Raw genomic sequence first — 26,530 nt, 5'->3', positions numbered from 1 at the left:
CGGGCCGGCATCGGAGTATCACGCGCACACCGGCGCCTGGCTGCGTGGACCGGCGCTGAGGCCCCATTACGATACGAATCCGCGTGAGGTGTCACCCATGGCGAAGATCAAGGTCGCAAATCCGGTCGTCGAGCTCGACGGCGATGAGATGACGCGGATCATCTGGCAGTATATCAAGGACAAGCTGATCCACCCCTACCTTGATATCGACCTCGAGTATTATGACCTTTCGGTCGAGAACCGCGACGCGACCAACGATCAGGTCACGATCGACGCGGCGAACGCCATCAAGAAGCACGGCGTGGGCGTCAAGTGCGCCACGATTACTCCCGACGAAGCCCGCGTGAAGGAATTCAACCTCAAGGAAATGTGGAAGTCGCCGAACGGCACCATCCGCAACATCCTCGGCGGCGTGATCTTCCGTGAGCCCATCATCTGCAAGAACGTGCCGCGCCTCGTGCCGGGCTGGACGCAGCCGATCGTGGTCGGCCGCCATGCCTTCGGCGACCAGTATCGCGCCACCGACTTCAAGGTGCCCGGCAAGGGCACGCTGACCATCTCCTTCGTGGGCGAGGACGGCACGAAGATCGAGAAGGAAGTCTACAAGTTCCCGGGCGCTGGCGTTGCCCTGTCCATGTACAACCTGGACGAGTCGATCCGCGATTTCGCCCGCGCCTCGCTGAACTACGGCCTGATGCGGAACTATCCGGTCTATCTCTCCACGAAGAACACGATCCTGAAGGCCTATGACGGCCGCTTCAAGGATATCTTCCAAGAGATCTACGACACCGAGTTCAAGGCCGAGTTCGAGAAGCGCAAGCTGACCTACGAGCACCGCCTGATCGACGACATGGTCGCTTCCGCCCTCAAGTGGTCCGGCGGCTATGTGTGGGCCTGCAAGAACTATGACGGCGACGTGCAGTCCGACATCGTGGCCCAGGGCTTCGGCTCGCTCGGCCTGATGACCTCCGTGCTGATGACTCCCGATGGCCAGACTGTCGAGGCTGAAGCCGCCCACGGCACGGTGACCCGCCACTATCGCGAGCACCAGAAGGGCAAGGAGACTTCCACCAACTCCATCGCCTCCATCTTCGCCTGGACCCGTGGCCTCGCGCACCGCGCCAAGCTCGACGGCAATGACGAGCTGAAGCGCTTCGCCGATACGCTCGAGAAGGTCTGCGTCGATACGGTCGAGGCCGGCGACATGACCAAGGACCTCGCCCTGCTGGTCGGCGCCGACCAGAAGTGGCTGTCCACCACGGGCTTCCTCGACAAGGTGTCCGAGAACCTCGCAAAGGCCCTCGCGGCCTGATGCCGCCGGGCGCCCTCACCGGCGCCCGGTCCTTTCCGGCGGCCCGCCTCGCTCGTCAGGAGCGGCGCGGGCCGTTGTCGTCTCCGGGGCTGCCCATTTCCTCGGAGAGGATGTCGCCGCGCGGCTTCAGCGGGTGCAGCGTGCGCGTGCCCCGAAGATCATCGATGCGCTTGCGGATTTCCGGACGGCGCGCCATCAGGTCCTCTAGGTCGCGGCCGTCGAGGATGAGCAGCTGGGTGCGGGTCAGGCAGCGGATGGTGCCGCTCCGCACCGTGCGGGAGAGCAGCGCCATCTCGCCGAAGAACTGCCCCTCTCCCAGGAGCACGATGCCTTCTTCCAGCTCCACCTGCACCTCGCCGGAGAGAATGAAATACATCGAGCGGGCCGGGTCGCCCCGCCGCGCCAGGATTTCGCCGGGCTGGGCCGTGTGGGAGGAGAGGATGCGCAGGATCTCGCCGATGCCGGCGGCATCGAGGTCCGCAAACAGCGGCACGCGCGCCACCATCCCCCAGGTCACGACGAAGTCCCGCCGCCGGATCACATCCGCGAAGGACGAGGCGATGATGCCCACGGGGAGCGCCAGCATGATGAGGCCGCAGAGCATGGTGGCGGCCGCGATCAGCCGCCCGACGAGGGTCACCGGCACCGCGTCGCCATAGCCGACCGTGGTCACCGTCACCACCGCCCACCAGGCCGCGAGCGGGATGGAGCCGAAGACCTTGGGCTGCACCTCCCGCTCGGCGATATACATGGCGGAGGCGGAAATCAGCACCACAGCGCCGATGATGCCGAAGCAGGCCACCAGAGCGTGACGCTCGTTGCGGATCGCTTCCACCAGCGAGGCGAGGCCCGGCGAATAGCGGGCAAGCTTCATGAAGCGCACCAGCCGGAAGAGGGCCAGCGTGCGCAGGTCCGCATGCACCAGCAGCACGAGGCCGAAGGGCAGCACGGAGAGAAGGTCAATGATGGCGTTGGCGGTCAGCGCATAGCGAAAGCGCGCCTTGGCGGAAGGAAGCCCCCGGAAGCGGGGATGCTCGGGCGCCGCCCAGAGGCGGAGCGCATATTCCGTGCTGAAGGCGAGGAAGGAGAACATCTCGAACAGATGCAGCTCGATCCGGTATTCCGTATCGATCTCCGGCACCGTCTCCAGAACCGCCCCCGCCGCATTGCCGAGGATGAGCAGGATGAGGCCCACATGCACCACATGGGCGGTCGTGTCGCGCACGGCGTCGCGCTCAAGCACCTCATAGACGCGCTTGCGCCACCGCTTCATGTCCCACGTTGCGTCCACTGCCGCCTCGCCCGATCCAGACGGTTCCATGATGCTCCAAGAGGCAGCATGGCGTCCTGACGCAGCGCAAGACTGTCGCATCTTCGTCCAGAGAGATTTACGGCCGCAGCGACATCAGAAGGCGGTCCACCAGGGTGCGCACGTAGTCGCCGTCCATGGGGCGGTCCGTGAAGAGGATGCGGTAGACGACAGGCGCGATGCACAGGTCGGTTGCCAGATCGAGGTCCGGCACCGCCTCCCCCCGGGCTGCCGCCCGCGCGAAGATCACCGACAGTTGCGCCTGCGAGATGGCGCAGCACTGGCGTGCGGGGTCGGAGCCTTCGAGACTGGCGAGAACATCCCGGATCATGGCCGTGCCGGGCGCCGAGGACATCTCCTCGCGATACTGGTCCACCCAGGCGATGAGATCGCCTCGGAGCGTGCCGGTCTCCGCCGGATCCGTGTCGGGGCGCATCTGCTCCAGCGCCACATCGGCCAGAAGGTCCTGCAGATCGCCCCAGCGGCGATAGATGGTCGAGGGCGTGACGCCGGCGCGGGCGGCCACCAGCGGCACGCTGATCTCGCCCCGCTCGCGCTCGGCCAGAAGGTCCCGGACGGCGGCATGGACAGCGGCCTGAACGCGCGCACTGCGCCCGCCCGGCCTCAGCCCCTTGCGACCCGTCTCCTCACCCATTCTCACTGCGATCCTATTAACGCAAATAATTTGCTTTAGCTACGTGAAGGCGCTAAGAACGCACTAACGCACATTCTTTGCAATAAGAGTTCAGGCCTCCCATGTCCATGGCTACGGACGCCGCACCCCTCCCCCCGACGGGCCTTCGGCTCTCCCTGACGCTCGCGTTGCAGGGAGCGATCCTCGGCGCCTTCTTCGCCGCCTCCGCCGCGCCGACGCCGCTCTACCGCCTCTATCAGGAGCAGTGGGGCTTCTCGCCGACGACGCTGACGCTCGTCTTCGCCAGCTATGCCTTCGGCCTGCTGGCGGCACTCCTCACCATCGGCGCCCTGTCCGACCATGTGGGCCGCCGGCCGGTGATCTTTGGCGCGCTGGCGCTGGAACTCGCCTCCATGGCGCTCTTCTTCGCCGCTGCGGACGTGAACCACCTGATTCTCGCCCGCCTCGTGCAGGGCTATGCCAGCGGCGCGGCGACGGCCGCCATCGGCGCCGGGGTGATCGATTGCGACCGCCGGATCGGGCCGCTGGTCAGCAGCATCACGCCCATGGTGGGCATGGCTGTCGGCGCACTGGGCACCGCCACACTCATTCTCTATGCACCCGCGCCGCTGCACCTCGTCTATGTTCTACTCGGCGGCCTCTTCGCCCTTCAGGCGGCGCTCATCTGGGCCACGCCGGAGACGGGGCCGACGAAGCCGGGCGCGCTCGGTTCGCTGGTGCCGCGGGTGCGGGTGCCGGTGGCGGCGCGCAGCATGCTGCTGCGGGTCTCGGCGCCGAATATCGCCTTGTGGTCCGTGGGCGCCTTCTCGCTTTCGCTGATGCCCTCGCTGGTAAAGGCGGCAACCGGGATAACCTCGCCGATCCTCGGGGGGCTGCTGGTGTGCGCCCTCACCCTCCCCGGCGCCTCCGCCGTTCTGCTGATGCGCCCGGTCGCGCCGCCCCTCGGGCTGCGCATCTGCAGCCTTCTGGTCGCCGGCGGCTTTCTCGTGATCCTCGCCGGCACCCATGTGGGCTCGGCACCGGTGATGGTGGGCGGGATGCTGGTAACGGGCTTCGGCTTCGGCGGCGCCTTCATGAATGCGGTGCGCCTGCTGGTGCCGCTCGCAACGCCGGGTGAGCGGGGCATGCTGCTGTCGGCCTTTTATGTGGAGAGCTATCTCGCCTTCAGCCTCCCGGCCCTCGCCGCCGGGGCCCTCGCCCACACGCTGGGTCTGGTGGTCACAGCCGATCTCTACGGCGCCTTCATCATCCTGCTGGCCCTCACCGGCGCGCTGGTGCGTCTGCCGTGAGGCCAACCGCCGACCCGAGGTCCTGCCGCGGCGCAGGCGCTCCGGGCTTCAGCGGGTGGACGCTCGCCTGCCCCTTGGCTTCCAGCCGCACCATGTCCAGCAGATAGGCGAGCGTGGGCAGATGGTGCGCGCGGGCCAGACGGGCCAGTTCGCCCGCAAGCGGCCCCACATAAGCGAGAAACTCCTCCTTGCCGGCGCCGTGCGTCTCTGCCGCCATCTGCTCTCTCCCCACCCGCATACATCCTGAAGGATATGGGAAGAACAACAACTTACCTATGGTTGCATAATGAGGACATGCCCGGAGCCTGCCACGGGGGACGGGGGGATTTGACAGCCCAGCCATCGCCCCCCATGTTGCGACCGCCGCCAGGGGCCGCGGCGTTTCTCAAGAGATTGTTGTCCAATGCAGGTCGTCATCGTCGAATCGCCGGCTAAGGCGAAGACGATCAACAAATATCTCGGACCAGGCTACGAGGTCATCGCGTCCTACGGGCACATCCGCGACCTTCCCTCCAAGGATGGATCGGTGGACCCGGAAGCGGACTTCCGGATGCTCTGGGAGGTTGATCCCAAGGCCCAGAAGCGGCTCAACGACATTGCCAAGGCGGTCAAGGTGGCTGACGGCCTGATCCTCGCCACCGACCCGGATCGCGAAGGCGAGGCCATTTCCTGGCACGTGCTGGAAGTGCTGCGGGAGAAGAAGGCGCTGAAGGGCCAGAAGGTCGAGCGCGTCGTCTTCAACGCCATCACCAAGCAGGCCGTGCTGGAGGCCATGAAGGCCCCGCGCGCCGTGGACGTGGCGCTGGTGGACGCCTATCTCGCGCGCCGCGCGCTGGACTATCTCGTCGGCTTCACCCTTTCTCCCGTGCTGTGGCGCAAGCTGCCCGGCGCCCGCTCCGCCGGCCGCGTGCAGTCGGTGGCGCTGCGCCTCGTCTGCGACCGCGAGCGCGAGATCGAGCTGTTCGTCGCCAAGGAATACTGGTCGATCGCCGCGACGCTGGCGACGCCGCGCGGCGACACCTTCGAAGCCCGCCTGTCCGGGGCCGACGGCAAGAAGATCACCCGCCTCTCGGTGGGCACGGCCGAGGAGGCCGCCGCCTTCCGCGCGGCCCTCGACACGGCGGCCTTCAGCGTGCGCAACGTGGAAGCCAAGCCCGTGCGGCGCCATCCGCAGCCGCCGTTCACCACCTCGACGCTCCAGCAGGAGGCGAGCCGCAAGCTCGGCCTTGCGCCGGCCCGCACCATGCAGATCGCCCAGCGCCTCTACGAGGGCGTGGACATCGGCGGCGAAACGGCCGGTCTCATCACCTATATGCGAACCGACGGCGTGGACATGGCGCCGGAGGCCGTGACTGCCACGCGCAATGCCATCTCGGCGCAGTACGGCGCCCGCTACCTGCCCGGAACGCCGCGCAAATACACCACCAAGGCGAAGAATGCGCAGGAGGCCCACGAGGCCATCCGTCCGACCGACCCTTCGCGCCATCCGCGCGAAATGGCCCGCCATCTCGATGCGGAACAGGCCCGGCTCTACGAGCTGATCTGGACCCGCACGATCGCGAGCCAGATGGAATCGGCCGAGCTCGAACGCACCACCGCCGACATCATCGCCAAGGCCGCCGGCCGCGAGCTGGAGCTGACCGCCACCGGCACGGTGGTGAAGTTCGACGGCTTCCTGACCCTCTATCGCGAGGGCAAGGACGACGAGGACGATGACGAGGAGAGCCGCCGCCTGCCCGCCATGAGCGCCGGCGAAGCCCTCGACAAGCGCGAGATCAAGACCGACCAGCACTTCACCGAACCGCCGCCGCGCTATTCGGAAGCCTCGCTCGTCAAGCGCATGGAGGAGCTCGGCATCGGCCGCCCCTCCACCTATGCCGCCGTGCTCGCGGTGCTGCGCGACCGCGAATATGTGAAGCTGGAAAAGAAGCGCCTCGTTCCCGAGGACAAGGGCCGGCTCGTCACCGCCTTCCTCCAGAGCTTCTTCAAGAAGTATGTGGAGTACGACTTCACCGCCGACCTCGAGGAGAAGCTCGACGAGATCTCCGCCGCCGAGATCGACTGGAAGCAGGTGCTGCGCGACTTCTGGAACGACTTCTCCTTGGCGGTGGACGCCACCAAGGAGCTGCGCGTCTCGCAGGTGATCGACGCCCTCGACGAGATCCTGACCGCGCACCTCTTCCCGGCGAAGGAAGACGGCAGCGATCCGCGCCTGTGCCCGACCTGCGGCAGCGGCCGCCTGTCGCTCAAGATGGGTAAGTTCGGCGCTTTCATCGGCTGCTCGAACTATCCCGAATGCCGCTACACCCGCCCGCTCTCGGGCGGCGAGGGCGAAGCGGGCGGCGACGGCGTGCGCAAGCTCGGCACCGATCCCGAGACCGGCCTCGAAGTCACTCTGCGAGACGGCCGTTTCGGCGCCTATCTCCAGCTCGGCGAGGCGGTGGACGGCGAGAAGCCCAAGCGCTCCAGCCTGCCCAAGGGCCTTGCTCCGGCGGACGTGGACCTGGAGACGGCGCTCGCGCTGCTGGCCCTGCCCCGCCGCGTCGGCACCCATCCGGAAGATGGCGAACCCATCCTCGCCGGCATTGGCCGCTTCGGCCCCTATATCCAGCACGGCAAGGTCTACGCCAATCTGGAAGCGGCGGACGACGTGCTCACCGTCGGCCTGAACCGGGCCGTGGTGCTGTTGGCGGAGAAGCAGTCCCGCGGCCGCGGCGGTCGCGGCGCGGCGCCGGCCGGGCGCACGCTGGGCGATCACCCCACCGAAGGCGGGGCGATCACGGTGCGCGCGGGCCGCTTCGGGCCTTACGTGAACCACGGCAAGATCAACGCCACGCTGCCGAAGTCGCAGGATCCAGACAGCCTGACGCTGGAACAGGCTCTCGCCCTGATCGAAGCCAAGGCCGCCGCCTCCCCGAGCGCCCGCAAGCCGGCACGCAAGAGCGCGTCCGCCGACGGCGCTGCGAAGAAGGCCCCGGCCAAAAAGACTGCGACCAAGACCGCCGCCAAGAAGACCACCACCAAGGCTGCGGGGACGAAGAAGACCGCCAAGGCCAAGGCGGACGCCGCGGCCGAGGAGTGACGGGACAGGGCGTCGGCGCTATTCGCCGACGCCGACCACCCCGCCTTCTTCGGAGGTCTTTCGGACGCTCGTGCGCAACGGCTTCTGCTCCATGCTCATCAGCGCAAGAAGCCCCAGCATCAGCGTGACGGAAGCGCAGCCGAAGACGATACGGAAGGCGGAGGCGAGCCCCGCCTGATCGGCGCCGCCGATGAGCTGTTCGAGATTGCCCTGCCCCGGCCCCAGACCAAGGGCGGCCATCAGCACCGCGCCGAAGCCCGCCACCAGAACCGCCGAGCCGAGCGAGCGGAAGAAGTTCATGGTGCCGGTGGCGGTGCCCATCTGATGCGGCTCCACGGCGTTCTGGATCGAAACCGTGGTGATGGGCAGCACGCAGCCGATGCCGATGCCCATCAGGCCGAACACGAGCAGCATCAGCGGCAGCGGCGGCCGTTCCGGGCCCAGCGACAGAAACAGCAGACCGAGAATGGCCACTGCGATACCGGAGATGGCCACGCGCTTGTAGTGCTCGAGCATGAACAGCGCCCGGCCGGCGAGGAGAGCCCCCAGCACCACGCCGCCCATGAGCGGAATGAGGGCGAGGCCCGATTGGCTGGCAGACAGGCCGCGCGCGGTCTCGAAATAGAGCGGCACATTGATGGACAGGGCGATCAGCGTGCCCATGGTCATCAGAGCGGTGGCCGTGCCGCGCGCCACCACCGGATGCAGGAGGACCGGCAGCGGCAGGAAAGGTTCGTCGGCGGTGCGCAAGCGCCAGACGAAGAGCACGGCGAAGATCACCGCGGCACCGCCGAGCGCGAGGATTTCCGGCGCATCCCAAGCGTAGCGCACACCGCCCCAGGTCAGAAGCAGCAGCAGGGAAATGGTGGAGACGACCATCAGCACGGCGCCGATGACATCCACCTTGGCCTTGCGCTCGTGGCGCGGCAGGCGGCGGAGCTGGCGGTCGGTCATGAAATAGGCCGCGAGGCCGAGCGGCAGGTTGATCCAGAAGATGAGCGACCAGTGCAGATGCTGCGCCAGCACGCCGCCGAGCACCGGCCCGCACAGGCTGCTCGCCATGAAGACACTTGCGAAATAGCCCTGATAGCGTCCGCGCTCGCGGGGAGACACGATGTCCGCAATGATGGTCTGGGCCAGCGAGATCAGTCCGCCGCCGCCGAGCCCCTGAAGACCGCGGGCGAAGATCAGCACCACCATGTTGGGGGCGAGCGCGCAGGCGAGCGAGCCGACCGAGAAGATCGAGATGGCGATGAGCATCATCATGCGCCGCCCATGCACGTCGCTGAGCCGGCCATAGAGCGGCGTCACGGCGGTCGAGGTCAGCAGATAGGCCGTCACCACCCAGGACAGGCTCTCGAAATCCCCGAGATCGGCGCCGATCGTGGGCAGGGCCGTGGCCACGATGGTCTGGTCCAGCGCCGCCAGCAGCATGGCCAGCATGACGCCGAAGAGGATGGAGCGGATTTCGGAATGGTCGAGCTGGGCAGGAGCGGCGGCAGTGACGGACATGGGGGCCTCTGGCACGCCCGGCGGCGCGGCGGTGTCCGGGGTGCCCTCAGATGCTAAGTTGTACTGATTATTGTTCTTCACAACCACCAACCGGACAAGGCCGGTGCCGCATGGCGCCGACGCAACGTATGCGGCAGGTGCGCGCCGCCACCACAATCCTGCCACAAGCCGCGGCGGCTGCCTTCCACAAATCGTGGAATGACTTTGAAATCAGGGGCCCGCTGCACTAGCCTGCGGCCCGTGCCGGGGCCTCGCGCGCCTCACGGGGTTGTCAGGCCGCCCGGCGCAACTGGATTTTTGCCCGTGCCACTGCGGGCCACGGGACACGCCCTTGCCCAAACGACCCTCGACGCCGAAACGCCCTGCCCCCAGCCGCAAGACCCGCGCCGTGCGCCAGCCGGACGCCCCCGCCTTCAAGGCCACCGGCGTCCTGCCCGGCAAGGAGGAGGTGCTGGCCTTCATCGCCTCGCAGGGTGGCAAGGTGAGCAAGCGCGACATCGCCCGTGCCTTCGGCCTCGGCTCCGGCCAGAAGATCGAATTGAAGGCGTTGCTGCGCGACCTCAAGGACGAGGGCGCCGTGGAAGGCGGCCGGCGCCGCATGCATGTTCCCGGCAGCCTCCCGAGCGTGGTGCTGGTGGATGTGACCGGTCGCGATGGCGACGGCGAACTGCTGGCCGTGCCGACGGAATGGGACAGCGAGGAACACGGCGATGCGCCGGTGATCCTGCTGCACGTCCCGGACAAGCTGCGTGGCCCCGCCCCCGGCCTCTCGGACCGCATTGTGGTGCGGGTGGAGCCGAACGATCCCGCGCCCGGCATCGGCTATACCGGCCGCGTCATCAAGGTGCTGGAGAAAGCCCGCAAGCAGCAGCTCGGGGTCTTCCGAAAGGCGCCTCCCGGCAGCAGCGGTGGCGGGCGCATCATCCCCATCGACAAGAAGAACCTCGGCCGCGAGCTTCAGGTGCCGCCCGGTGCCGAGAATGGCGCGGAGGACGGCGACCTCGTCTCGGTGGAGATGATGCACCAGCGCGTCTTCGGCCAGCCCACCGCGCGGGTGAAGGAGCGCCTCGGCTCGCTCGCCACAGAGAAGGCCATCAGCCTCGTCGCCATCCACGCCCACGGCATTCCCAACGCCTTCCCGGCCAAGGTGATCGCCGAGGCCGAGGCCGCAAGGCCCGCGACCGCCAAGGGCCGCGAAGACTGGCGCAAGCTGCCCCTCGTCACCATCGATCCGCCCGACGCCAAGGACCATGACGACGCCGTCCATGCGGTGCCGGACGACGACCCGGACAATGCGGGCGGCTTCATCGTCACGGTCGCCATCGCGGACGTCGCCGCCTATGTGCGGCCGGGCTCGGCTCTGGACCGCGAGGCATTGCTGCGCGGCAATTCGGTCTATTTCCCGGACCGGGTGGTGCCCATGCTGCCCGAGCGCATCTCCAACGATCTGTGCTCGCTACGCCCGCAGGAGGACCGTGCCGCGCTTGCCGTCCGAATGGTCATCGGCAAGGACGGGCGCAAGCGCAGCCACTCCTTCCACCGCATCCTCATGCGCTCGGCAGCCAAGCTCGCCTATGAGCAGGCGCAGGCCGCCATCGACGGGGTGAGCGACGACACCACCGCGCCGCTGCTGGAAAGCGTCCTGCGCCCGCTTTATGCCGCCTATGCCTGCGTGAAGCAGGCGCGCGACGCCCGCCAACCGCTGGAACTGGACCTGCCCGAGCGCAAGATCCTCCTGAAGGAGGACGGCACGGTGGACCGGGTGATCGTCCCGCCCCGGCTCGACGCCCACCGCCTCATCGAGGAATTCATGATCCTCGCCAATGTGGCTGCCGCCGAGACGCTCGAGCAGAAGAAGGTGCCGCTCATCTTCCGCGTCCATGACGGGCCGACGCTCGCCAAGCTGTCGGCCCTGCGGGAGTTTCTGGCGACGCTCGACATCTCCCTGCCGAAGACCGACCAGGTGCGCCCCTCCCACTTCAACCGCATCCTCGGCATGGTGGACGGCGGCGACAGCGCCCCCCTCGTCAATCAGGTGATCCTGCGCAGCCAGTCGCAGGCGGAATATTCCTCGGAGAATTACGGTCACTTCGGCCTCAACCTGCGCCGCTACGCCCATTTCACCTCGCCCATCCGCCGCTATGCGGACCTCGTGGTGCATCGCGGCCTGCTGCGAACGCTGGGTGCAGATGCCGATGCCTTGCCCGAGACCGCGACCGTCGAGACGCTGGCGGAAATCTCTGCCGACATCTCAGCCACCGAGCGCCGGGCCATGGCGGCGGAGCGCGAGACGGTGGACCGGCTGATCGCCCATCATCTCGCCGAGCAGATCGGCGCCGTCTTCCAGGGCCGCATCACCGGGGCGACCCGCGCCGGCCTGTTCGTGGCGCTCGACGAGACGGGCGCGGACGGCTTCGTGCCCGCCGCCAGCCTCGGCCAGGACTATTACCGCTTCGACGAGACCCGGCAGGCCCTGGTGGGTGATCGCACCGGCGAAATGCACCGTATCGGGGACCGGGTGGAGGTGAAGCTGGTGGAAGCGGCTCCCGTAGCGGGAGCCTTGCGGTTTGAACTTCTGTCGGAAGGCTCCTATTTGGGGAGGGGCAAGTCCGCCAAGGGACGGGGGGCCGAACGGCCCGCCTCCAAGGCCGCGAAGGCGCGGGCCGGTTTTGCCAAGCGCACCGCCGGGCGCGCGCCACGCAAGGGACGATAGGCACGCATGACGCAGACCATGAATGCAGAACGGGACGCTGCCAGCGCCATGATGCGCGGCGCCCGTGGCCTCTGTCCCGCCTGCGGCGTCGGCAAGCTGTTCCGCCGCTACCTCAAGGTCGCGGACCACTGCCCCGCCTGCGGCGAGGCGCTCTATCACCAGAAGGCGGACGATGCCCCGCCTTACATGACCATTCTCGTGGTCGGCCACATCGTGGTGCCGCTCCTGGTCATCGTCGAGGAAGCCTACCGGCCGGAGGTGTGGGTGCATCTCGCCCTGTGGCTGCCGCTGACCCTCCTGCTCAGCCTTGCGCTGCTGCCCGTCACCAAGGGTGCCCTGGTGGGCCTTCAGTGGGCCCTGCGCATGCACGGCTTTGATCCCGATAGTCCCGAACACGAGGCCCTGCCGCCTGCCGCGGCCGCCGGAAAGACGCCGCTCACCCCATGACCCAGCCGACCCACGCCCTCGCCGAGCGCCTCACCGCTGCCGAGCGCCGCCAGGACTCGCCCAATGTGCGCCCCCGCGATGCCGCCTCGCTGATCCTGGTGGACCGCAGCCGCAAGGCGCCGCGCATCCTCATGGGCCTGCGCCATCCCAGCCACCGCTTCATGCCCAACGTGTTCGTCTTCCCCGGCGGTCGCGTGGAAGCCAGCGACCGGGCCATGCCGGTCTATGGCATGCTCGACGCCGACAGCGAGCGGCGCCTGATGGCCAATGTCCAGCGGCCCTCCGCCCAGCGGGCGCGGGCGCTGGCCGCCGCCGCCATCCGCGAGACCTTCGAGGAGACCGGCCTGCTCATCGGCACCACCGAGGCGGGGGCGCCCGAGGCACCGGAGGGCGAATGGAGCGCCTTTGCCGCGCAGGGCGTCTATCCCAATCTCGAGGCACTCTCCTTCGTGCTGCGGGCCATCACGCCGCCCCGCCGGCCGAAACGCTTCGACACCCGCTTCTTCCTCGCCGACGTGTCCGACGTCGCCCATCGCGTGGACGGCAAGGTGGGGCCGGATTCGGAACTCATCGAGCTGCGCTGGCTGACGGTCGAGGAAACGGCCAAGGCGGAACTGCCCACCATCACCCGCGTCGTGCTGGAGGAGGTGGGCGCACGGCTCGCCGCCGGCCTGCCCCGTCACGCGCCCGTGCCGTTCTACGCCATGCGCCGCGGCACGTTCGTCCGGTCGCTGCTGGACTAGACCGGCCGCAGCGCCTTTCCGTTGCCGCCGGGCCGATCTTCGGCGGCTGTCGCTTGTTCTGTTCACCCGCCCCCTGCCGGCGGGCCGAGGGTACCGAGGGTTTTCATGCACGCTCCCGAGCAGGCCATCTCCGGCGCGGGCCGTACCGCCTCCATTGCCGCCGCCATCGGCGCGGTATCGGTGGTCGGCATCGGCCTCAGCCTGTCGATCCCGCTGCTGGCGCTGGAACTCGAGAGCCGCGGCATCGCCAACACCTGGATCGGCGTGAACACGGCGGTGGCCGGCATCGCCACCATCTTCACCGCCCCCTTCGTGCCGCTCATGGTCCGCAAGCTCGGTGTGCGGGGCGTGCTCTCGCTCGCCATCGTGCTGACGGCCGTGACCCTGCTGGGCTTCAAGGCGATCCCCTCCTTCGCCATGTGGTTTCCGCTGCGATTCGTCTTCGGCGCGGCGCTCTGCGTGCTGTTCGCGGTGAGCGAATTCTGGATCAACGCCGTCTGTTCCCCCAAGCGACGGGGGCTCATGATGGGCCTTTATGCCACCGGCCTCTCCATCGGCGCTGCCATGGGGCCGGTCATCCTCGGCGTGCTCGGCTCGCGCGGCTGGGAGCCGTATCTCGCCGGCGCCGCGGTGATGATGCTCGGCCTCATCCCCATCCTGCTCGCCCACGGCGTGACGCCCAAGATCCATGAGGAAGACCACCACGGCGTCCTCGGATTCGTGCGGCGCTCGCCCATTGCGACGCTGGCGGCGCTGATGTTCGGCGCGGTGGAGACCGCCGTCATGAGCTTCCTGCCGCTCTATGGCGTGCGGCTCGGCCTGTCGGCCGCGGAAGCCTCGCTCCTTCTGACCATCGCCGTGCTGGGCAATGTGGCGTTCCAGATCCCCCTCGGCCTCATCAGCGACCGGATCGACCGCCGCTACCTGCTGCTGTTCTGCGCGCTCGCCGGAACCGTGGGGGCGGCCACCCTGCCCTTCGTTCCCGTCGAGACGCTGGCCTTCAAGGTGGCGGTGTTTCTCGCCACGGGAATCGTCGGCAGCATCTACACCGTCGGCCTCGCGCATCTGGGCGAGCGATTCCGTGGCGCGGACCTCGCCGCCGCCAATGCGGCCTTCGTGATGCTCTATTCCATCGGCCTCGTCATCGGCCCGCCGGTGGTCGGCTTCGGCATGGATGCTTACAATCCCTACGGCTTCGCCTTTGTGGTTGCAGGGCTTCTCGGCACCTATGTGGCCGTGGTGGTGGCCTGCCTCGTGCGCGCGGAGGCACGGGACGGCTTGACAAGCCAGGGCCGATGAGGGAGTTTCCGCGCCCACGAGCCGCCGTACCGGCAGCGCGTCCGTAATTCTTTTCCCGCAAGCCGGCCCATCCGGACTGCGCGCCGGAACGGCATCAAGGAACGAACATGGCCAAGGCTGCAACCATCAAGATCAAGCTCCTGTCCAGCGCGGACACGGGCGTGTTCTACGTGACCAAGAAGAACTCCCGCACCAAGACCGACAAGATCGTGCTCAAGAAGTACGATCCGGTGGCGCGCAAGCACGTGGAATTCCGCGAGACCAAGATCAAGTGATCTGATCGCGCGCGATTTGTGACCGACTGAAAGGCGCCTTCATCGGAAGGCGCCTTTTTCTTTGGCCGCGTGACAGCCCAACCTGCACGGACATCCGCGGGGCGCGCACGGACACCGCACGGGGCGGCAGCAGGATCAGACATGTCAGGGAGAGGTGGCCGGCGGTGGACGGACGGGGAGGCCACCCGTGATCGTCCACCCGCCGGCCGAACCCCACGGACCCAGGAGATGCGGCGGACCTAGGCACTCCGCAGGGCTAGAACAGGCGTTGCGCGCCAAGGCGCTGGGCAACGTCCGCTGTCCTTCTGGGATGTAAAGCTATCCCAAAGCTCGCCTTTTGGAAACCACAGAGCTGAACGAATGGTGAATCACAGGATCGGGAGCACCCGATCCCCTCAGCCGCCGGCGAATCGGCGCACCGTCTCGAGGAATTTCGCCACGGAGATGGGCTTGGACAGATAGGCCTCGCAGCCGCCGGCCCGGATGCGCTCCTCATCGCCCTTCATGGCGAAGGCGGTCACGGCCACCACCGGGATCGCCTTGAGTTCGGCATCCGCCTTCAGCCACTTGGTGACTTCGAGGCCGGAGACTTCGGGCAGTTGGATGTCCATGAGAATGAGGTCCGGCCGGTGCTGGCGGGCAAGATCCATGGCCTCGATGCCGTTGCGGGTCTCGACCGTGTGATAGCCATGCGCCTCCAGGAGGTCGTGGAAGAGCTTCATGTTGAGCTCGTTGTCCTCCACGATCATCACGGTCTTCGCCATGTGTGCATCGCCCCCCGGGCCGCCGCATTGCCGCTTCGCACCGGCGAGCGGATCGGACAAGATGGCATAGCTAGAGACCAATCGTTGCGGAAGCGCAAATGCCCATCAAGGAACGGCCCGACGCTACGGCGCGGGCGGACGAGATCGCCCTCGCGGGCCTCACCTTCCTCGCCGGCGACGGCGAGCGCATCGCCGGCTTCCTGGAAGCCACGGGCATGGACCCCTCCGGCCTCAGGGACGCGGTGAAGCGGAAGGATTTCGGGGCGGGCGTCCTCGCCTACATTCTGTCCGACGAGCCGCTGCTGCTGGTCTTCTGCGCCCATGCCAATCTCGATCCGCAGCAGGTGGCCCGCGCCCACGATCTCCTGAGCCCGCCGGCCGATCCCGACGCGGTGGTGCGGCGGCACTGACGCCATGGCCGCGCCGGGCTTCTGCCGCGACTGCCTGGCGGACGCAGGCGATGGCCCGCGCTGCACCGTCTGCGGCAGCCCGCGCCTCGTGCGCCATCCCAAGATCCATGCCTTGAGCGTCGCCCATGTGGATTGCGACGCCTTCTATGCGGCGGTGGAGAAGCGTGACAATCCGGCCCTGCGCGACGTGCCGGTCATCATCGGAGGCGGCACGCGGGGTGTGGTCTCCACCGCCTGCTACATCGCCCGCATCTCCGGCGTGCGCTCGGCCATGCCCATGTTCAAGGCCCGTGCCTTGTGTCCCGATGCGGTGGTGGTGAAGCCCAACATGGCGAAATATGCCGCCGTGGGCCGGCAGGTGCGGGGCATGATGCAGGCCTTGACCCCGCTGGTGGAGCCGCTCTCCATCGACGAGGCCTTCCTCGACCTCACCGGCACCGAACGCCTGCACGGCATGAGCCCCGCCCGCGTGCTGGCGCGCTTCGCGGCGCAGGTGGAGCGCGATGTGGGCATCACCATCTCGGTCGGCCTCGCCGCCAACAAGTTCCTCGCCAAGACCGCCTCCGATCTCGACAAGCCGCGCGGTTATTCGGTGCTCGGGCTGGAAGAGGCGCCGGAGTTTCTGGCGCCCCGGCCGGTCACTTTCATCTGGGGCGTTGGCCCCTCGTTCGGCGGCAAGCTGGCGGCGGACGGCTTCAAACTCATCGGCGACCTCCAGCGGGCGGATGAGAAGGATCTTGCCCGCCGCTATGGCGCGGAGGGACTGCGGCTGTGGCGGCTGGCGCGGGGCATCGACGCCCGCAGCGTAACCCCGGACCGGGAGGCGAAAAGCGTCTCCACCGAGACCACCTTCGATACCGACGTGCGCGATCTGCGCCCGCTGGAACAGACGCTTTATGCCCTGTGCGAGAAAGTCTGCGCCCGCATGAAACAATCGGACCTCGCCGGCCGCTCGGTGACGCTGAAGCTGAAGACGGCGGACTTCCGCCTGCGCACCCGCTCGCGCGGTCTCGACAGCCCAACCCATCTGGCCGCCCGGCTCTATGCCACGGCGCACGACCTGCTGCTCAAGGAAGTGGACGGCACCGCCTTCCGTCTCATCGGCGTCGGCCTCTCGGACCTCTCGCCCGGCAGCGACGCGGATCCGGCCGATCTCGTGGACACCTCCACCCAGCGCATCAAGGCGACGGAGACAGCCATGGATGCGGTGCGGGCGAAATTCGGGGCCGGTGCGCTGAAGCGCGGCATCCTCTTAGACAAGCCGACGCGCAAGCCGGATGCGGGGCGATAGGGATCAACCGACCTCGGCCACGTCCCGCACGCGCAGGCTGACGCGGGCCTCGCCCTGCCAGTGGTCCATGTCGAGGCCGCCGGCCACGTGCAGGTTGCGGCCCCGCGCATTGAGGATGGCGCGGCCCAGCGGCTCCTCGGCGCAGCGGAAGGCCACGGCCTTGAGCGTGGTGCCGTCGCCGGCCACGAGGCGGGCGCGAACATGGCCGTTGCCGAAGGTCTCCGCATAGGTGAGGCGGTGGGACGGGAAGGCGAAGACCGGCTCGGGATTGCCCGCGCCGAAGGGGCCGGCTTTCGCCACCTGATCGAGCAGCGCCGGCGTGGCGCCGCTGGCGGTGAGCGCGCCGTCGATGGTCAGCGTGCCCTCGCCCGCCGCCTTGGCGACGTCGGGGGCGAGCGCGTTTTCGAGGAAAGCCCGCAGGTCGCCGAGGCGGGCCTTCTCCACCGTGAGGCCGGCCGCCATGGCATGGCCGCCGCCCTTCACCAGCAGCCCCGCCTCCACGGCCGCGCGCACCGCCTTGCCGAGATCGACACCCTGGATGGAGCGGCCGGAGCCGGTGCCGGTCTCGCCCGTGAAAGCGATGGCGAAGGCCGGGCGGTTGAAGCGCTCCTTGAGGCGCGAGGCGACGAGGCCGACCACGCCGGGGTGCCACCCCTGCCCGCTCACAACCACGGTGGACGCGCCGTCGCCCGCAATTCCCATGGCGGCCTGCGCCTCGGCCTCGGCATCCGCGAGGATGCCCTGCTCCACCGCCTGACGCTCGGTGTTGAGGCGGTCCAGTTCGGCGGCGATGGCGCGCGCCTCGGCGGGATCCTGTGTCAGCAGCAGGCGCGTGCCGAGGGTCGCATCGCCGATGCGCCCGCCGGCATTGATGCGCGGACCGAGCAGAAAGCCGAGGTGCCAGGGGCGAGGCGGCCCGTCGAGACGGGAGACGTCCATGAGCGCCGTGAGCCCCGGCCGCTGGCGGCGGCGCAGGGCGATGAGGCCCTTGGTGACGAAGGCGCGGTTGAGCCCCTTGAGCGGCACCACGTCCGCCACCGTGCCCAGCGCTACCAGATCGAGGGCGGCGAGCAAATCCGGTGCTGGCCGGTCGCCGGTCCAGTGGCCCATCTCGCGCAATTTGCGCACGAGTCCCACCACTGTCACGAAGACGAGGCCCACCGCACACAGATGCCCGAGGCCGGAAAGATCATCCTCCCGGTTGGGGTTCACGATGGCGTTGGCGTCCGGCAGGTGCTCGCCCGCCTGATGGTGGTCGATCACCACCACATCGAGCCCGAGCCGCCGGGCTGCCGCCAGAGGCTCCGTGCTGGTGGTGCCGCAGTCCACCGTGATGAGAAGCGTCACACCCCGCGCCGCCAGTTGCTCGATGGCGTTCACATTGGGGCCGTAGCCCTCGAAGATGCGGTCGGGAATGTGGAAGAAGGGATCAAGCCCCGCCGCGCGGAGCACGTCCACGAGGAGGGCGGTCGAGGTGGCGCCGTCCACGTCATAGTCGCCGAACACGGCCACCTGCTCGCCGCGAGTCACCGCCGCCGCCACCCGCTCCACGGCCCCGCCCATGTCGGTGAGCGTGTCCGGGTCCGGCAGCAGCGCCTTGATGGTGGGGTCGAGGAAGGCGGGCACGTCGTCGATGTCGACGCCCCGCCCGGCAAGGATACGGGCCACGAGATCCGGCACGAAATGCCGCTGGGCGATGGCGAGCGCCATCTGCGAGGCGCGCACGTCCAGCCGGTCGCGCCAAGTGCGGCCGGTGGCCGAGCGGGCGACGGACAGGAAAGGACGATTCGTCAGGGCGATGTTCACGAAAGGCATGAAGCCCAAGCAACTGCGCCGCGTCGAGCCTGAAAATGGGACCCGCCCCCGCGTGGCACGCAGACGGGCGGGTTGAGAGAGGCCATGGGCCGTGGGGAAAGCCGCCTCCGTGGCCGGTCATGTCCGGCCGGCGACCTCCCCCGCAAACAGGTCTGCCACGCCCTGCGGAGCGGTCTCGCCGAAGAAGCAGGCGAGGTTGCGCGCCGATGTTGCGGCGACGGCCGCGCTGCGGGGAAAGAGCCCCGCTTCATAGATGGCGAGCGCCGCCTCGGTGTCATCCGGCGACGCGAGGATCGCGCGTGCCAGTTCCGCGCCGTCCAGCATGGCAAGGTTCGCGCCCGCGCCGGCGAACGGAGACATCAGGTGCGCGGCGTCGCCCAGAAGGGTCACGCCGGGCATGCGGGGCCAGCGCAGGCCGACAGGAAGCGCATGGATGGGACGCAGGATCGGCGCCTGCCGCCCCTCACCAATGAGTGCGGTGAGCGGTGGCGCCCACCCTTCGAAGCAGGCGGCGACATGTGCGAGAGCGCCACTCGGGTCGCTGAAGTCCAGTGCGCGGAACCAATCCTCCGCTTCGTTCAACGCGATATAGGCGTGCAACGTGCCGTCAGCGTTGCGATGCGCGAGGATGCCCCTTCCGGGCGCAAGCGCCATGAGCGTGCCGCTGCCGATGAGTTCCGCGCTCGCCGCGTGGCGGCTGGTCCCCGCCGGCAGGAGCGTCTCGATGAACGAGGTGCCCGTATAGGCCGGCTGCACGTCGCTAAGGCGCGGGCGCACCTTTGACCAGGCTCCGTCGGCCCCGACGAGAAGCTCGGACATCACCGTCGCGTCATTGGCAAAGGTGACCTCGTGGCGCCCGCCGTCGCGCCCCACCACCGACACGACCCTGTGGCCCCACCGGATCGTCTGCGGCGCAAGGGAGGCGATCAGCAGCCGCCGGAGGTCTCCCCGGTCGACCTCGGGACGCTCCCCGCAGGCCGTGCCGGGCTTGTCGAAGAGGATGCGGCCGGTCTTGTCCACGATGCGCTTGGCATCTTCCGCCGGGCGCACGAGGCGGAGGAAGGCCTCGAACAGCCCTGCGGCCCTCAGCGCCCGCTGGCCGCTGTCCGCATGCATGTCCAGCAGGCCGCCCTGCGGCCGGGCGTCGGGGGAGGCTTCCGCCTCATAGATCGTGGCGGTCACGCCTTGCATTTGCAGCACGCGGGCGAGCGTCAGGCCGCCGAGGCCGGCGCCAATGATGGTCACGGGGGTTCGCATGGATGCGCTCCTGTCGTCGCGGCCGCAGAGCGCAAGACCGCTCACGGCGCGAGAGCCTGAAGATCAGGCGTTGGCTTTGGAGACGCTGGCCGAGCCGGGAGAACCCGGACTGGCGTGTGCGCGAGGCCCCTGGAGGGGGCATCGTTTTTCGCGACGGGATTTTGATACAGGCAGGGGCGACGCCCGACAAGCGGGCAGCGCCGATCCGACGTCGGCACGCGGAGCGACGATCCCGCTCAGTCCTCGATGTTGAACTTCTGCGGGTCGCGGTGCTCGGTCGAGATGCGGCGCACGGTGCCGGTGGCGGCGCGCATCAGCAGCGTTTCGGTCACCACGCGCCCGCGCAGCATGCGCACGCCGTGCAGCAGCGCACCGTCGGTGACGCCGGTGGCCGAGACGATGCAGTCGCCCTGCACCATGTCCTCGAGGCCATAGACCTTGCTGCCGTCGCGGATGCCCAGCTTCTTGGCCAGGCTGCGCTTGTCCTCGCTGTCGAGGATGAGGCGACCTTCCATCTGGCCGCCGATGCAGCGCAAGGCGGCGGCGGCCAGCACGCCTTCCGGCGCGCCGCCGATGCCGAGATAGATGTCCACCCCGCTCCCGGCGGGATCGGTGGTGTGGATGATGCCCGCCACGTCGCCATCGGTGATGAGCTTCACCGAGGCCCCCACCGCCCGCACCGCCGCGATCAGCCCCGCATGGCGGGGCCGGTCGAGCACGAGGGCGGTGATTTCCGTGGGCGGCACCCCCTTGGCTTCAGCCAGGGCCCTGATGTTCTCCTCGGGCTTGGCCGCGAGCGAGACCACACCCTTGGGATAACCTGGCCCCACCGCCACCTTGTCCATATAGACCGGCGGCACTTTCAGCAGCGCGCCGGGCGCCGCCATGACCATGACGGACATGGAGCCCGGCATGTTCTTGGCGCACAAGGTGGTGCCTTCAAGGGCATCGGCGGCGATCTCCACCGCCTCGCCGCCCCGGCCCACCGTCTCGCCCTGGAACAGGTGCGCCACCTCGCCCTCAAGGCCGGGGCCGATGACCACCTCGCCCGAGATGGGCATGTCGCACAGTTCGCTGAAGGCGCCGTTGGCCGCCGCCTCGTCCGCCGCCTGCTCGTCGCCACGCCCGCGATAGACGGCCGCCGCCACCGCCGCGCGCTCGGTCACGCGGGCGAGTTCGAGGGCGAGACGGCGGTCGAGCTGGGGCGGGACACGGGACATGGAGACGTCAGTCCTTCTCGATGCGGATCACCTGCGGGCGGCCGACGATGACCCCGTCCGCCTCTATGGCGTCGATGGCCTTGCGCACGGCATCCTCGGTGGTGGCGTAGGTGATGAGGATCACCGCCACGTCCTCGGGCCCCACCGTCTTGGCGCCGGCGGCCCGGGCCGGCTGGCGCTGCACGATGGAGGCGAGCGAGATGCCCTCCTCCGCCATACGGCCGGCGATGGTGGCGGCGGTGCCCGGCTTGTTCACGGCGGCCAGGCGGATGTAGTAGCCCCCGCCGTGGCGCTGCATGGGCGCGCGCTCGCAGGGCTCAAGCGCCGAAACCGGCAGGCCGAAGGCAAAGCCCCGGTTGCCCTTGGCCACATCGATGAGATCACCCACCACGGCAGAAGCGGTGGCCGCGCCGCCGGCACCGGGACCGACAAGGGTGAGGTTCACCGCGTCCCCATCCACCGCCACCGCATTGGTGACGCCGGAGACCTGCGCGATGGGCCAGCCCTTGGGCACCATGGTCGGATGCACGCGCTGCTCGATGCCTTCGTCCGTGCGCACGGCAACGCCCAGCAGCTTCACGTTGAAGCCGAGTTCGTCGGCCGCTTCCAGATCGGCCAGGGTCAGGGAGCGGATGCCCTCCACATAGATGGAATCGGCGTCCACCTGCGTGCCGAAGGCGAGGCTCGTGAGCAGCGCCAGCTTGTGGGCGGTGTCGTGGCCGTCGATGTCGAAGGTGGGATCGGCCTCCGCATAGCCGAGGCGCTGGGCTTCCGACAGGCAGGTGTCGAAGGCCAGCTTCTCGTCCGCCATGCGGGTGAGAATGTAGTTGCAGGTGCCGTTGAGGATGCCGGACACGCGGCCGATGCGATTGCCGCCCAGCGCCTCGCGCAGCGTCTTCACGATGGGGATACCGCCGGCCACCGCCGCCTCGAAATGCAGGCTGCCACCGGAGGCTTCGGCGATCTTCGCCAGCTCAAGGCCGTGGCGGGCAAGCAGCGCCTTGTTGGCGGTTACGACCGCGCGGCCGGCCTGAAGCGCGGCGGTAACCGCCGCCCTGGCCGGATCGCCCTCGCCGCCCATCAGCTCGACGAAGACGTCGATGTCCGGGTCGCGGGCGAGTTCCACCGGGTCGTCATACCAGCGCACGGCGGAGAGATCGACGCCGCGGTCCTTGGACTTCGAGCGGGCGGAGACGGCGACCACCTTGACGGTACGGCCGGTGCGGGCCGCGATCTCGCCGGCGCGGCGCTCCAGCATCCCAACCACGGCGGCGCCGACCGTGCCGAGGCCGGCCAGACCAATCTTCAACTGGCTCATGGAACGAACATATGTCCTGTGAGAAAGCCGCGACCTTCACGGCCGCGGCGGGATCATAGACACGGTGCCAGCGCGAGGCTGGCACGGGACGCCCTGTGGGACGCCCCTTCCGTCAGCGGATCAACGGGCGGCGGACAGCGGCACCACATTGTGCAGGGTGCCGGCCTGCTCGAAGAAGCGGCGGATGTTGCGCGCCGCCTGGCGGATGCGCTGCTCGTTCTCGACGACCGCGATGCGCACATATTCGTCGCCGTGCTCGCCGAAGCCGACGCCTGGCGCCACCGCCACTTCCGCCTTCTCGATCAGCAGCTTGGAGAATTCCACGCTGCCCATGGCCCGGAAGGGCTCCGGGATCGGCGCCCAGGCGAACATGGAAGCCTTAGGCACGGGAATGGTCCAGCCGGCGCGGCCGAAGCTGTCCACCATGGCATCCCGGCGGCGCTTGTAGGTCTCGCGCATCTCGGCGATGCACTCCTGCGGGCCGTTCAGCGCGGCAGTGGCCGCTACCTGGATGGGCGTGTAGGCGCCGTAATCGAGATAGGACTTCACGCGGGCGAGCGCGGCGATGAGCCGCTCATTGCCCACCGCAAAGCCCATACGCCAGCCGGCCATGGAGAAGGTCTTCGACATGGAGGTGAACTCCACCGTCACATCCATGGCGCCCGGCACCTGGAGCACGGAGGGCGGCGGTTCGTTGTCGTCGAAATAGAGCTCGGCATAAGCGAGATCCGAGAGAACGATGAGGTCGTTCTTCTTCGCGAACGCCACCACGTCCTTGTAGAAATCGAGGTTCGCCACGGTGGCCGTGGGGTTTGACGGATAGCACACCACCACCGCGATGGGCTTCGGGATCGAGTGCTGAACCGCCCGCTCCATGGCGTGGAAGAACTGCGCATCGGGCTCCACCGGCACCGAGCGGATGACGCCGCCGGCCATGAGGAAGCCGAAGGCGTGGATGGGATAGGACGGGTTCGGGGTCAGGATCACGTCGCCCGGGGCGGTGATGGCCTGCGCCATGTTGGCGAAGCCTTCCTTCGAGCCGAGCGTCGCCACCACCTGCGTCTCGGGATTGAGCTTCACGCCGAAGCGGCGCTCGTAATAGGCCGCCTGCGCGCGGCGCAGGCCGGGGATGCCCTTCGAGGCCGAGTAACGGTCGGTGCGCGGCTTGCCGATGGTTTCCTTGAGCTTCTCGATCACGTGCGCCGGCGCGTCCAGATCGGGATTGCCCATGCCGAGGTCGATGATGTCCACGCCGTTGTTGCGGGCGGCGGCCTTCACACGGTTCACCTGCTCGAAGACATAAGGCGGCAGCCGGCGAATACGGTGAAAGTCAGTCATGACACGAGCTCCAAAGGCCGCGCGCTTGTCCTCCCGGCGCGGCGAACGGCCCTTTTAGCACTCTTCCGTGAATCAAAAACCACCCAAAGCGGTGCATTCAGGGCCTCGAACCCCGCTTCGGCATGCTGCAACGCAACGAAGCCCGCCGCACGGCGGGTCATTGCGCGCAATGGAGCTTGAGCCTCTAGGGGCCCTTCTCGATGGACTGAAGGACACTGTTGCCCTGATCCTTGGACACCCGCTCCAGATCCTTCTGGAGCTTGGCCTGCGCCTCGGGCGTGAGGGTGGGCTTGCGAGCGACATCCGGGGTCGAGAGGTTGGGATAGGCAGCGGGGTCCACCTTCGGCAGATCCGGCACCCGCGGCTGGAAGACGGCGAAGGGCGAATCCGGCCCCGCAGCACACCCGGCGAGCAGCGCGGCGGCAGCGACGACCGCGGCGAATCGCCCGGCCCGCAGCGCCAGCCGGCGCGCGCCCGTCGTCCTGTCCGCCCGGCGCAGCGCGCCCCCTTGTGGCCTCATGACCATCCTATCCCTCACGCGTCTCGACGGACCTGCGCCCGTCTGCCACTCGCCCCCGCTTGCTGGCCGCATTAATATGGCCAAAGCTGACGGCGCGAAACAGATCCGTCGGGAAAACGATCTATAAAGGACGGAATCGTCTCAAGGAATCCCCATGGCCTCGCCGAGCGACGTGACCACGACAGAGCGCCCTGCCTCCGTAAACATGGAGGCGTTCGCCCAGAACCTTGCGAAGATGGTGGAGGAAGGCGGCAAGGCCGTCGCCGCTTACATGCGTCCGCGCGAGGAGGGCAAGCCGGACGACATGACGGACGATATCGCCGATGCGCTCAAGACCATCGGCGAGGTGGCCAATTACTGGATGTCCGATCCAAAGCGCTCCTTCGAGGCCCAGTCGCGCCTCATGATGGGCTACATGGGCGTCTGGGCGGGGGCGCTCCAGAAGCTCTCCGGCGAGAAGGCCGAGCCCATCGCGAAGGCCGACCCCAAGGACGGCCGCTTCAAGGACCCGGAATGGGAAAGCCCGTTCTTCGACGCCCTGAAGCAGACCTATCTCGTGACCAGCAACTGGGCCGAGTCCATGGTCAAGGAGGCCGAGGGGCTCGATCCCCACACCAAGCACAAGGCCGAATTCCTGGTGCGCCAGCTCTCGAATGCGGTGGCGCCCTCGAACTTCCTCATGACCAACCCGGAGCTGATCCGCGAAACGCTCTCCTCCAGCGGCGAGAACCTCGTGCGCGGCATGAAGAATCTGGCCGAGGATCTGGTGGAGGGCAAAGGCGATCTCAAGATCCGCCAGACGGACATGAGCGCCTTCGAGGTGGGCCGCAATCTGGCGCTCAGCCCCGGCAAGGTCATCTTCGAGACCGAGCTGATGCAGCTCATCCAGTATGCGCCCTCGACGCCCAGCGTGAAGAAGACGCCGGTGCTGATCGTGCCGCCCTGGATCAACAAGTTCTACATCCTCGACCTGACGCCCGAGAAATCCCTCATCAAGTGGATGGTGGATCAGGGGCTGACGGTCTTCGTCATCTCGTGGGTCAATCCGGACGCCCGTCTCGCCGACAAGGGCTTCGACGACTACATGCGCGATGGCATCTTCGCCGCGCTCGATGCGGTGGAGAAGGCGACCGGCGAGCATCAGGCGCACACCATCGGCTATTGCGTGGGCGGCACGCTGCTCGCGGTCACGCTTGCCTACATGGCGGCGACCGGCGATGACCGGGTGGCGAGCTCCACCTTCCTCACCACCCAGATCGACTTCACCCACGCGGGCGATCTCAAGGTCTTCGTGGACGAGGCGCAGCTCTCGGTCATCGAGCGTCGCATGAAGGAGATGGGCTATCTTGAAGGACGCAAGATGGCCGACGCCTTCAACATGCTGCGGTCCAACGACCTGATCTGGCCCTATGTGGTGAACAATTATCTCAAGGGGAAGCAGCCGTTCCCCTTCGATCTTCTGTTCTGGAATGCCGATTCCACCCGCATGCCGGCGGCGAACCACTCCTATTACCTGCGCAACTGCTATCTCCAGAACAACATCGCCAAGGGGCTGGCGGAGATCGCGGGCGTCAAGATCGACATGGGCAAGGTGACGATCCCGGTCTATTCGCTCGCCACCCGCGAGGACCATATCGCGCCGCCCAACTCCGCTTATATCGGTGCAGGCCTGCTCGGCGGCCCCGTGCGCTTCGTGCTGGCCGGGTCCGGCCATATTGCGGGCGTGGTCAATCCGCCGGTGAAGCACAAGTACCAGTACTGGACCGGCGGTCCGACCGGCGGGGACTATGACGTCTGGCTGAAGGGGGCGCAGGAGCACAAGGGCTCGTGGTGGCCGGATTGGGCGCAGTGGTTCAGCGCCCTGCATCCGGACGAGGTCCCTGCCCGCGAGCCAGGCGGCAGCGCGTTCAATCCCATCGAGGATGCCCCCGGCCGCTACGTACGCGAGAAGTCCTGAGCCG

Annotated in this window: 22 protein-coding genes; 11 read left to right on the top strand and 11 right to left on the bottom strand. The window is 68.1% G+C overall.

Going from position 1 to position 26,530, the window contains the following annotated elements; translation table 11 throughout:
• The first annotated feature begins 97 nt into the window (after positions 1-97).
• Positions 98-1,312, top strand: coding sequence for an NADP-dependent isocitrate dehydrogenase (locus AZC_RS09670; protein ID WP_012170393.1), 1,215 nt, complete (start codon positions 98-100; stop codon positions 1,310-1,312).
• Between the two features lie 55 nt (positions 1,313-1,367).
• Here the strand turns inward: AZC_RS09670 and AZC_RS09665 are convergent, their stop codons facing one another.
• Complete coding sequence (locus AZC_RS09665) at positions 1,368-2,633, bottom strand: cyclic nucleotide-gated ion channel (RefSeq protein ID WP_244421819.1); 1,266 nt, start codon at positions 2,631-2,633, stop codon at positions 1,368-1,370.
• Between the two features lie 67 nt (positions 2,634-2,700).
• Positions 2,701-3,276: a TetR/AcrR family transcriptional regulator gene (locus AZC_RS09660; RefSeq protein ID WP_043879155.1), complete on the bottom strand. Its 576-nt coding sequence runs from the start codon at positions 3,274-3,276 to the stop codon at positions 2,701-2,703.
• A 101-nt stretch (positions 3,277-3,377) separates the two neighbouring features.
• Between AZC_RS09660 and AZC_RS09655 the strand changes: the two genes are divergently transcribed.
• On the top strand, positions 3,378-4,565 hold the full coding sequence (locus AZC_RS09655) for an MFS transporter (RefSeq protein WP_012170390.1): 1,188 nt from the start codon (positions 3,378-3,380) through the stop codon (positions 4,563-4,565).
• Here the strand turns inward: AZC_RS09655 and AZC_RS09650 are convergent.
• Positions 4,537-4,782, bottom strand: coding sequence for a hypothetical protein (locus AZC_RS09650; protein WP_043879154.1), 246 nt, complete (start codon positions 4,780-4,782; stop codon positions 4,537-4,539). The two genes, AZC_RS09655 and AZC_RS09650, sit on opposite strands and share 29 nt — an antisense overlap.
• A 186-nt stretch (positions 4,783-4,968) precedes the next feature.
• On the opposite strand from AZC_RS09650, the gene topA reads away from it, so the two are divergent.
• Positions 4,969-7,647 carry a type I DNA topoisomerase gene (gene topA, locus AZC_RS09645; protein ID WP_012170389.1) on the top strand — a complete coding sequence of 893 codons (2,679 nt, stop codon included), beginning with the start codon at positions 4,969-4,971 and terminating at the stop codon, positions 7,645-7,647.
• 18 nt (positions 7,648-7,665) lie between these two features.
• Here the strand turns inward: topA and AZC_RS09640 are convergent, their stop codons facing one another.
• Complete coding sequence (locus tag AZC_RS09640; RefSeq protein ID WP_043879153.1) at positions 7,666-9,159, bottom strand: MDR family MFS transporter; 1,494 nt, start codon at positions 9,157-9,159, stop codon at positions 7,666-7,668.
• A 430-nt stretch (positions 9,160-9,589) separates the two neighbouring features.
• Between AZC_RS09640 and rnr the strand changes: the two genes are divergently transcribed.
• The 5 genes from rnr to rpmG all read left to right on the top strand — a co-directional run bounded on the left by rnr (position 9,590) and on the right by rpmG (position 14,636).
• Positions 9,590-11,872: a ribonuclease R gene (gene rnr / locus AZC_RS09635; protein WP_244421851.1), complete on the top strand. Its 2,283-nt coding sequence runs from the start codon at positions 9,590-9,592 to the stop codon at positions 11,870-11,872.
• Between the two features lie 6 nt (positions 11,873-11,878).
• Complete coding sequence (locus AZC_RS09630) at positions 11,879-12,319, top strand: DUF983 domain-containing protein (RefSeq protein ID WP_012170386.1); 441 nt, start codon at positions 11,879-11,881, stop codon at positions 12,317-12,319.
• Positions 12,316-13,062 carry an NUDIX hydrolase gene (locus tag AZC_RS09625; protein ID WP_012170385.1) on the top strand — a complete coding sequence of 249 codons (747 nt, stop codon included), beginning with the start codon at positions 12,316-12,318 and terminating at the stop codon, positions 13,060-13,062. The genes AZC_RS09630 and AZC_RS09625 overlap by 4 nt, the downstream gene beginning before the upstream one ends.
• Positions 13,063-13,167: 105 nt before the next feature.
• Positions 13,168-14,361 carry an MFS transporter gene (locus AZC_RS09620; protein ID WP_043879152.1) on the top strand — a complete coding sequence of 398 codons (1,194 nt, stop codon included), beginning with the start codon at positions 13,168-13,170 and terminating at the stop codon, positions 14,359-14,361.
• 107 nt (positions 14,362-14,468) lie between these two features.
• On the top strand, positions 14,469-14,636 hold the full coding sequence (gene rpmG, locus AZC_RS09615; RefSeq protein WP_012170383.1) for a 50S ribosomal protein L33: 168 nt from the start codon (positions 14,469-14,471) through the stop codon (positions 14,634-14,636).
• 395 nt (positions 14,637-15,031) lie between these two features.
• Here rpmG and AZC_RS09610 read toward each other — a convergent pair whose 3' ends face one another.
• On the bottom strand, positions 15,032-15,400 hold the full coding sequence (locus AZC_RS09610; protein ID WP_043879151.1) for a response regulator: 369 nt from the start codon (positions 15,398-15,400) through the stop codon (positions 15,032-15,034).
• Between the two features lie 98 nt (positions 15,401-15,498).
• On the opposite strand from AZC_RS09610, the gene AZC_RS09605 reads away from it, so the two are divergent.
• Complete coding sequence (locus AZC_RS09605; protein WP_012170381.1) at positions 15,499-15,810, top strand: DUF3572 domain-containing protein; 312 nt, start codon at positions 15,499-15,501, stop codon at positions 15,808-15,810.
• Positions 15,811-15,814: 4 nt separating this feature from the next.
• Positions 15,815-17,101, top strand: a complete 1,287-nt coding sequence (locus AZC_RS09600) for a DNA polymerase IV (protein ID WP_012170380.1) — start codon at positions 15,815-15,817, stop codon at positions 17,099-17,101.
• Positions 17,102-17,104: 3 nt separating this feature from the next.
• Here the strand turns inward: AZC_RS09600 and recJ are convergent, their stop codons facing one another.
• From recJ to AZC_RS09570, 6 genes are all read right to left on the bottom strand, one after another.
• A complete protein-coding gene (gene recJ / locus AZC_RS09595) occupies positions 17,105-18,916 on the bottom strand; it encodes a single-stranded-DNA-specific exonuclease RecJ (RefSeq protein WP_043880203.1) in 1,812 nt (603 codons plus the stop codon).
• A 117-nt stretch (positions 18,917-19,033) separates the two neighbouring features.
• Positions 19,034-20,173: an FAD-dependent oxidoreductase gene (locus tag AZC_RS09590; protein WP_012170378.1), complete on the bottom strand. Its 1,140-nt coding sequence runs from the start codon at positions 20,171-20,173 to the stop codon at positions 19,034-19,036.
• 236 nt (positions 20,174-20,409) lie between these two features.
• Positions 20,410-21,393, bottom strand: a complete 984-nt coding sequence (glpX, locus tag AZC_RS09585; RefSeq protein ID WP_012170377.1) for a class II fructose-bisphosphatase — start codon at positions 21,391-21,393, stop codon at positions 20,410-20,412.
• A 7-nt stretch (positions 21,394-21,400) separates the two neighbouring features.
• Positions 21,401-22,711 carry a homoserine dehydrogenase gene (locus tag AZC_RS09580; RefSeq protein ID WP_012170376.1) on the bottom strand — a complete coding sequence of 437 codons (1,311 nt, stop codon included), beginning with the start codon at positions 22,709-22,711 and terminating at the stop codon, positions 21,401-21,403.
• Positions 22,712-22,831: 120 nt separating this feature from the next.
• Positions 22,832-24,049, bottom strand: coding sequence for an LL-diaminopimelate aminotransferase (locus AZC_RS09575; RefSeq protein WP_012170375.1), 1,218 nt, complete (start codon positions 24,047-24,049; stop codon positions 22,832-22,834).
• Positions 24,050-24,233: 184 nt separating this feature from the next.
• Positions 24,234-24,569: a hypothetical protein gene (locus AZC_RS09570; protein WP_133865183.1), complete on the bottom strand. Its 336-nt coding sequence runs from the start codon at positions 24,567-24,569 to the stop codon at positions 24,234-24,236.
• Between the two features lie 154 nt (positions 24,570-24,723).
• Here AZC_RS09570 and AZC_RS09565 point away from each other — a divergent pair, with 154 nt between their 5' ends.
• Positions 24,724-26,526, top strand: coding sequence for a class I poly(R)-hydroxyalkanoic acid synthase (locus AZC_RS09565; protein WP_043879149.1), 1,803 nt, complete (start codon positions 24,724-24,726; stop codon positions 26,524-26,526).
• Positions 26,527-26,530: the final 4 nt, after the last annotated feature.

The sequence above is a fragment of the Azorhizobium caulinodans ORS 571 genome (assembly GCF_000010525.1).
Lineage (GTDB): Bacteria > Pseudomonadota > Alphaproteobacteria > Rhizobiales > Xanthobacteraceae > Azorhizobium > Azorhizobium caulinodans.
The sequence above is the reverse complement of the archived record's forward strand: the minus strand, read 5'-3'. Positions and strand labels throughout refer to the sequence as shown.

What these genes read in the sequence shown, in the direction of transcription:
- AZC_RS09670 (WP_012170393.1), top strand. Translation starts at nt 98, where the DNA reads ATGGCGAAGATCAAGGTCGCAAATCCGGTCGTCGAGCTCGACGGCGAT.
- AZC_RS09665 (WP_244421819.1), bottom strand. Translation starts at nt 2,633, where the DNA reads ATGGAACCGTCTGGATCGGGCGAGGCGGCAGTGGACGCAACGTGGGAC.
- AZC_RS09660 (WP_043879155.1), bottom strand. Translation starts at nt 3,276, where the DNA reads ATGGGTGAGGAGACGGGTCGCAAGGGGCTGAGGCCGGGCGGGCGCAGT.
- AZC_RS09655 (WP_012170390.1), top strand. Translation starts at nt 3,378, where the DNA reads ATGTCCATGGCTACGGACGCCGCACCCCTCCCCCCGACGGGCCTTCGG.
- AZC_RS09650 (WP_043879154.1), bottom strand. Translation starts at nt 4,782, where the DNA reads ATGGCGGCAGAGACGCACGGCGCCGGCAAGGAGGAGTTTCTCGCTTAT.
- topA (WP_012170389.1), top strand. Translation starts at nt 4,969, where the DNA reads ATGCAGGTCGTCATCGTCGAATCGCCGGCTAAGGCGAAGACGATCAAC.
- AZC_RS09640 (WP_043879153.1), bottom strand. Translation starts at nt 9,159, where the DNA reads ATGTCCGTCACTGCCGCCGCTCCTGCCCAGCTCGACCATTCCGAAATC.
- AZC_RS09630 (WP_012170386.1), top strand. Translation starts at nt 11,879, where the DNA reads ATGACGCAGACCATGAATGCAGAACGGGACGCTGCCAGCGCCATGATG.
- AZC_RS09625 (WP_012170385.1), top strand. Translation starts at nt 12,316, where the DNA reads ATGACCCAGCCGACCCACGCCCTCGCCGAGCGCCTCACCGCTGCCGAG.
- AZC_RS09620 (WP_043879152.1), top strand. Translation starts at nt 13,168, where the DNA reads ATGCACGCTCCCGAGCAGGCCATCTCCGGCGCGGGCCGTACCGCCTCC.
- rpmG (WP_012170383.1), top strand. Translation starts at nt 14,469, where the DNA reads ATGGCCAAGGCTGCAACCATCAAGATCAAGCTCCTGTCCAGCGCGGAC.
- AZC_RS09610 (WP_043879151.1), bottom strand. Translation starts at nt 15,400, where the DNA reads ATGGCGAAGACCGTGATGATCGTGGAGGACAACGAGCTCAACATGAAG.
- AZC_RS09605 (WP_012170381.1), top strand. Translation starts at nt 15,499, where the DNA reads ATGCCCATCAAGGAACGGCCCGACGCTACGGCGCGGGCGGACGAGATC.
- AZC_RS09600 (WP_012170380.1), top strand. Translation starts at nt 15,815, where the DNA reads ATGGCCGCGCCGGGCTTCTGCCGCGACTGCCTGGCGGACGCAGGCGAT.
- recJ (WP_043880203.1), bottom strand. Translation starts at nt 18,916, where the DNA reads ATGCCTTTCGTGAACATCGCCCTGACGAATCGTCCTTTCCTGTCCGTC.
- AZC_RS09590 (WP_012170378.1), bottom strand. Translation starts at nt 20,173, where the DNA reads ATGCGAACCCCCGTGACCATCATTGGCGCCGGCCTCGGCGGCCTGACG.
- glpX (WP_012170377.1), bottom strand. Translation starts at nt 21,393, where the DNA reads ATGTCCCGTGTCCCGCCCCAGCTCGACCGCCGTCTCGCCCTCGAACTC.
- AZC_RS09580 (WP_012170376.1), bottom strand. Translation starts at nt 22,711, where the DNA reads ATGAGCCAGTTGAAGATTGGTCTGGCCGGCCTCGGCACGGTCGGCGCC.
- AZC_RS09575 (WP_012170375.1), bottom strand. Translation starts at nt 24,049, where the DNA reads ATGACTGACTTTCACCGTATTCGCCGGCTGCCGCCTTATGTCTTCGAG.
- AZC_RS09570 (WP_133865183.1), bottom strand. Translation starts at nt 24,569, where the DNA reads ATGAGGCCACAAGGGGGCGCGCTGCGCCGGGCGGACAGGACGACGGGC.
- AZC_RS09565 (WP_043879149.1), top strand. Translation starts at nt 24,724, where the DNA reads ATGGCCTCGCCGAGCGACGTGACCACGACAGAGCGCCCTGCCTCCGTA.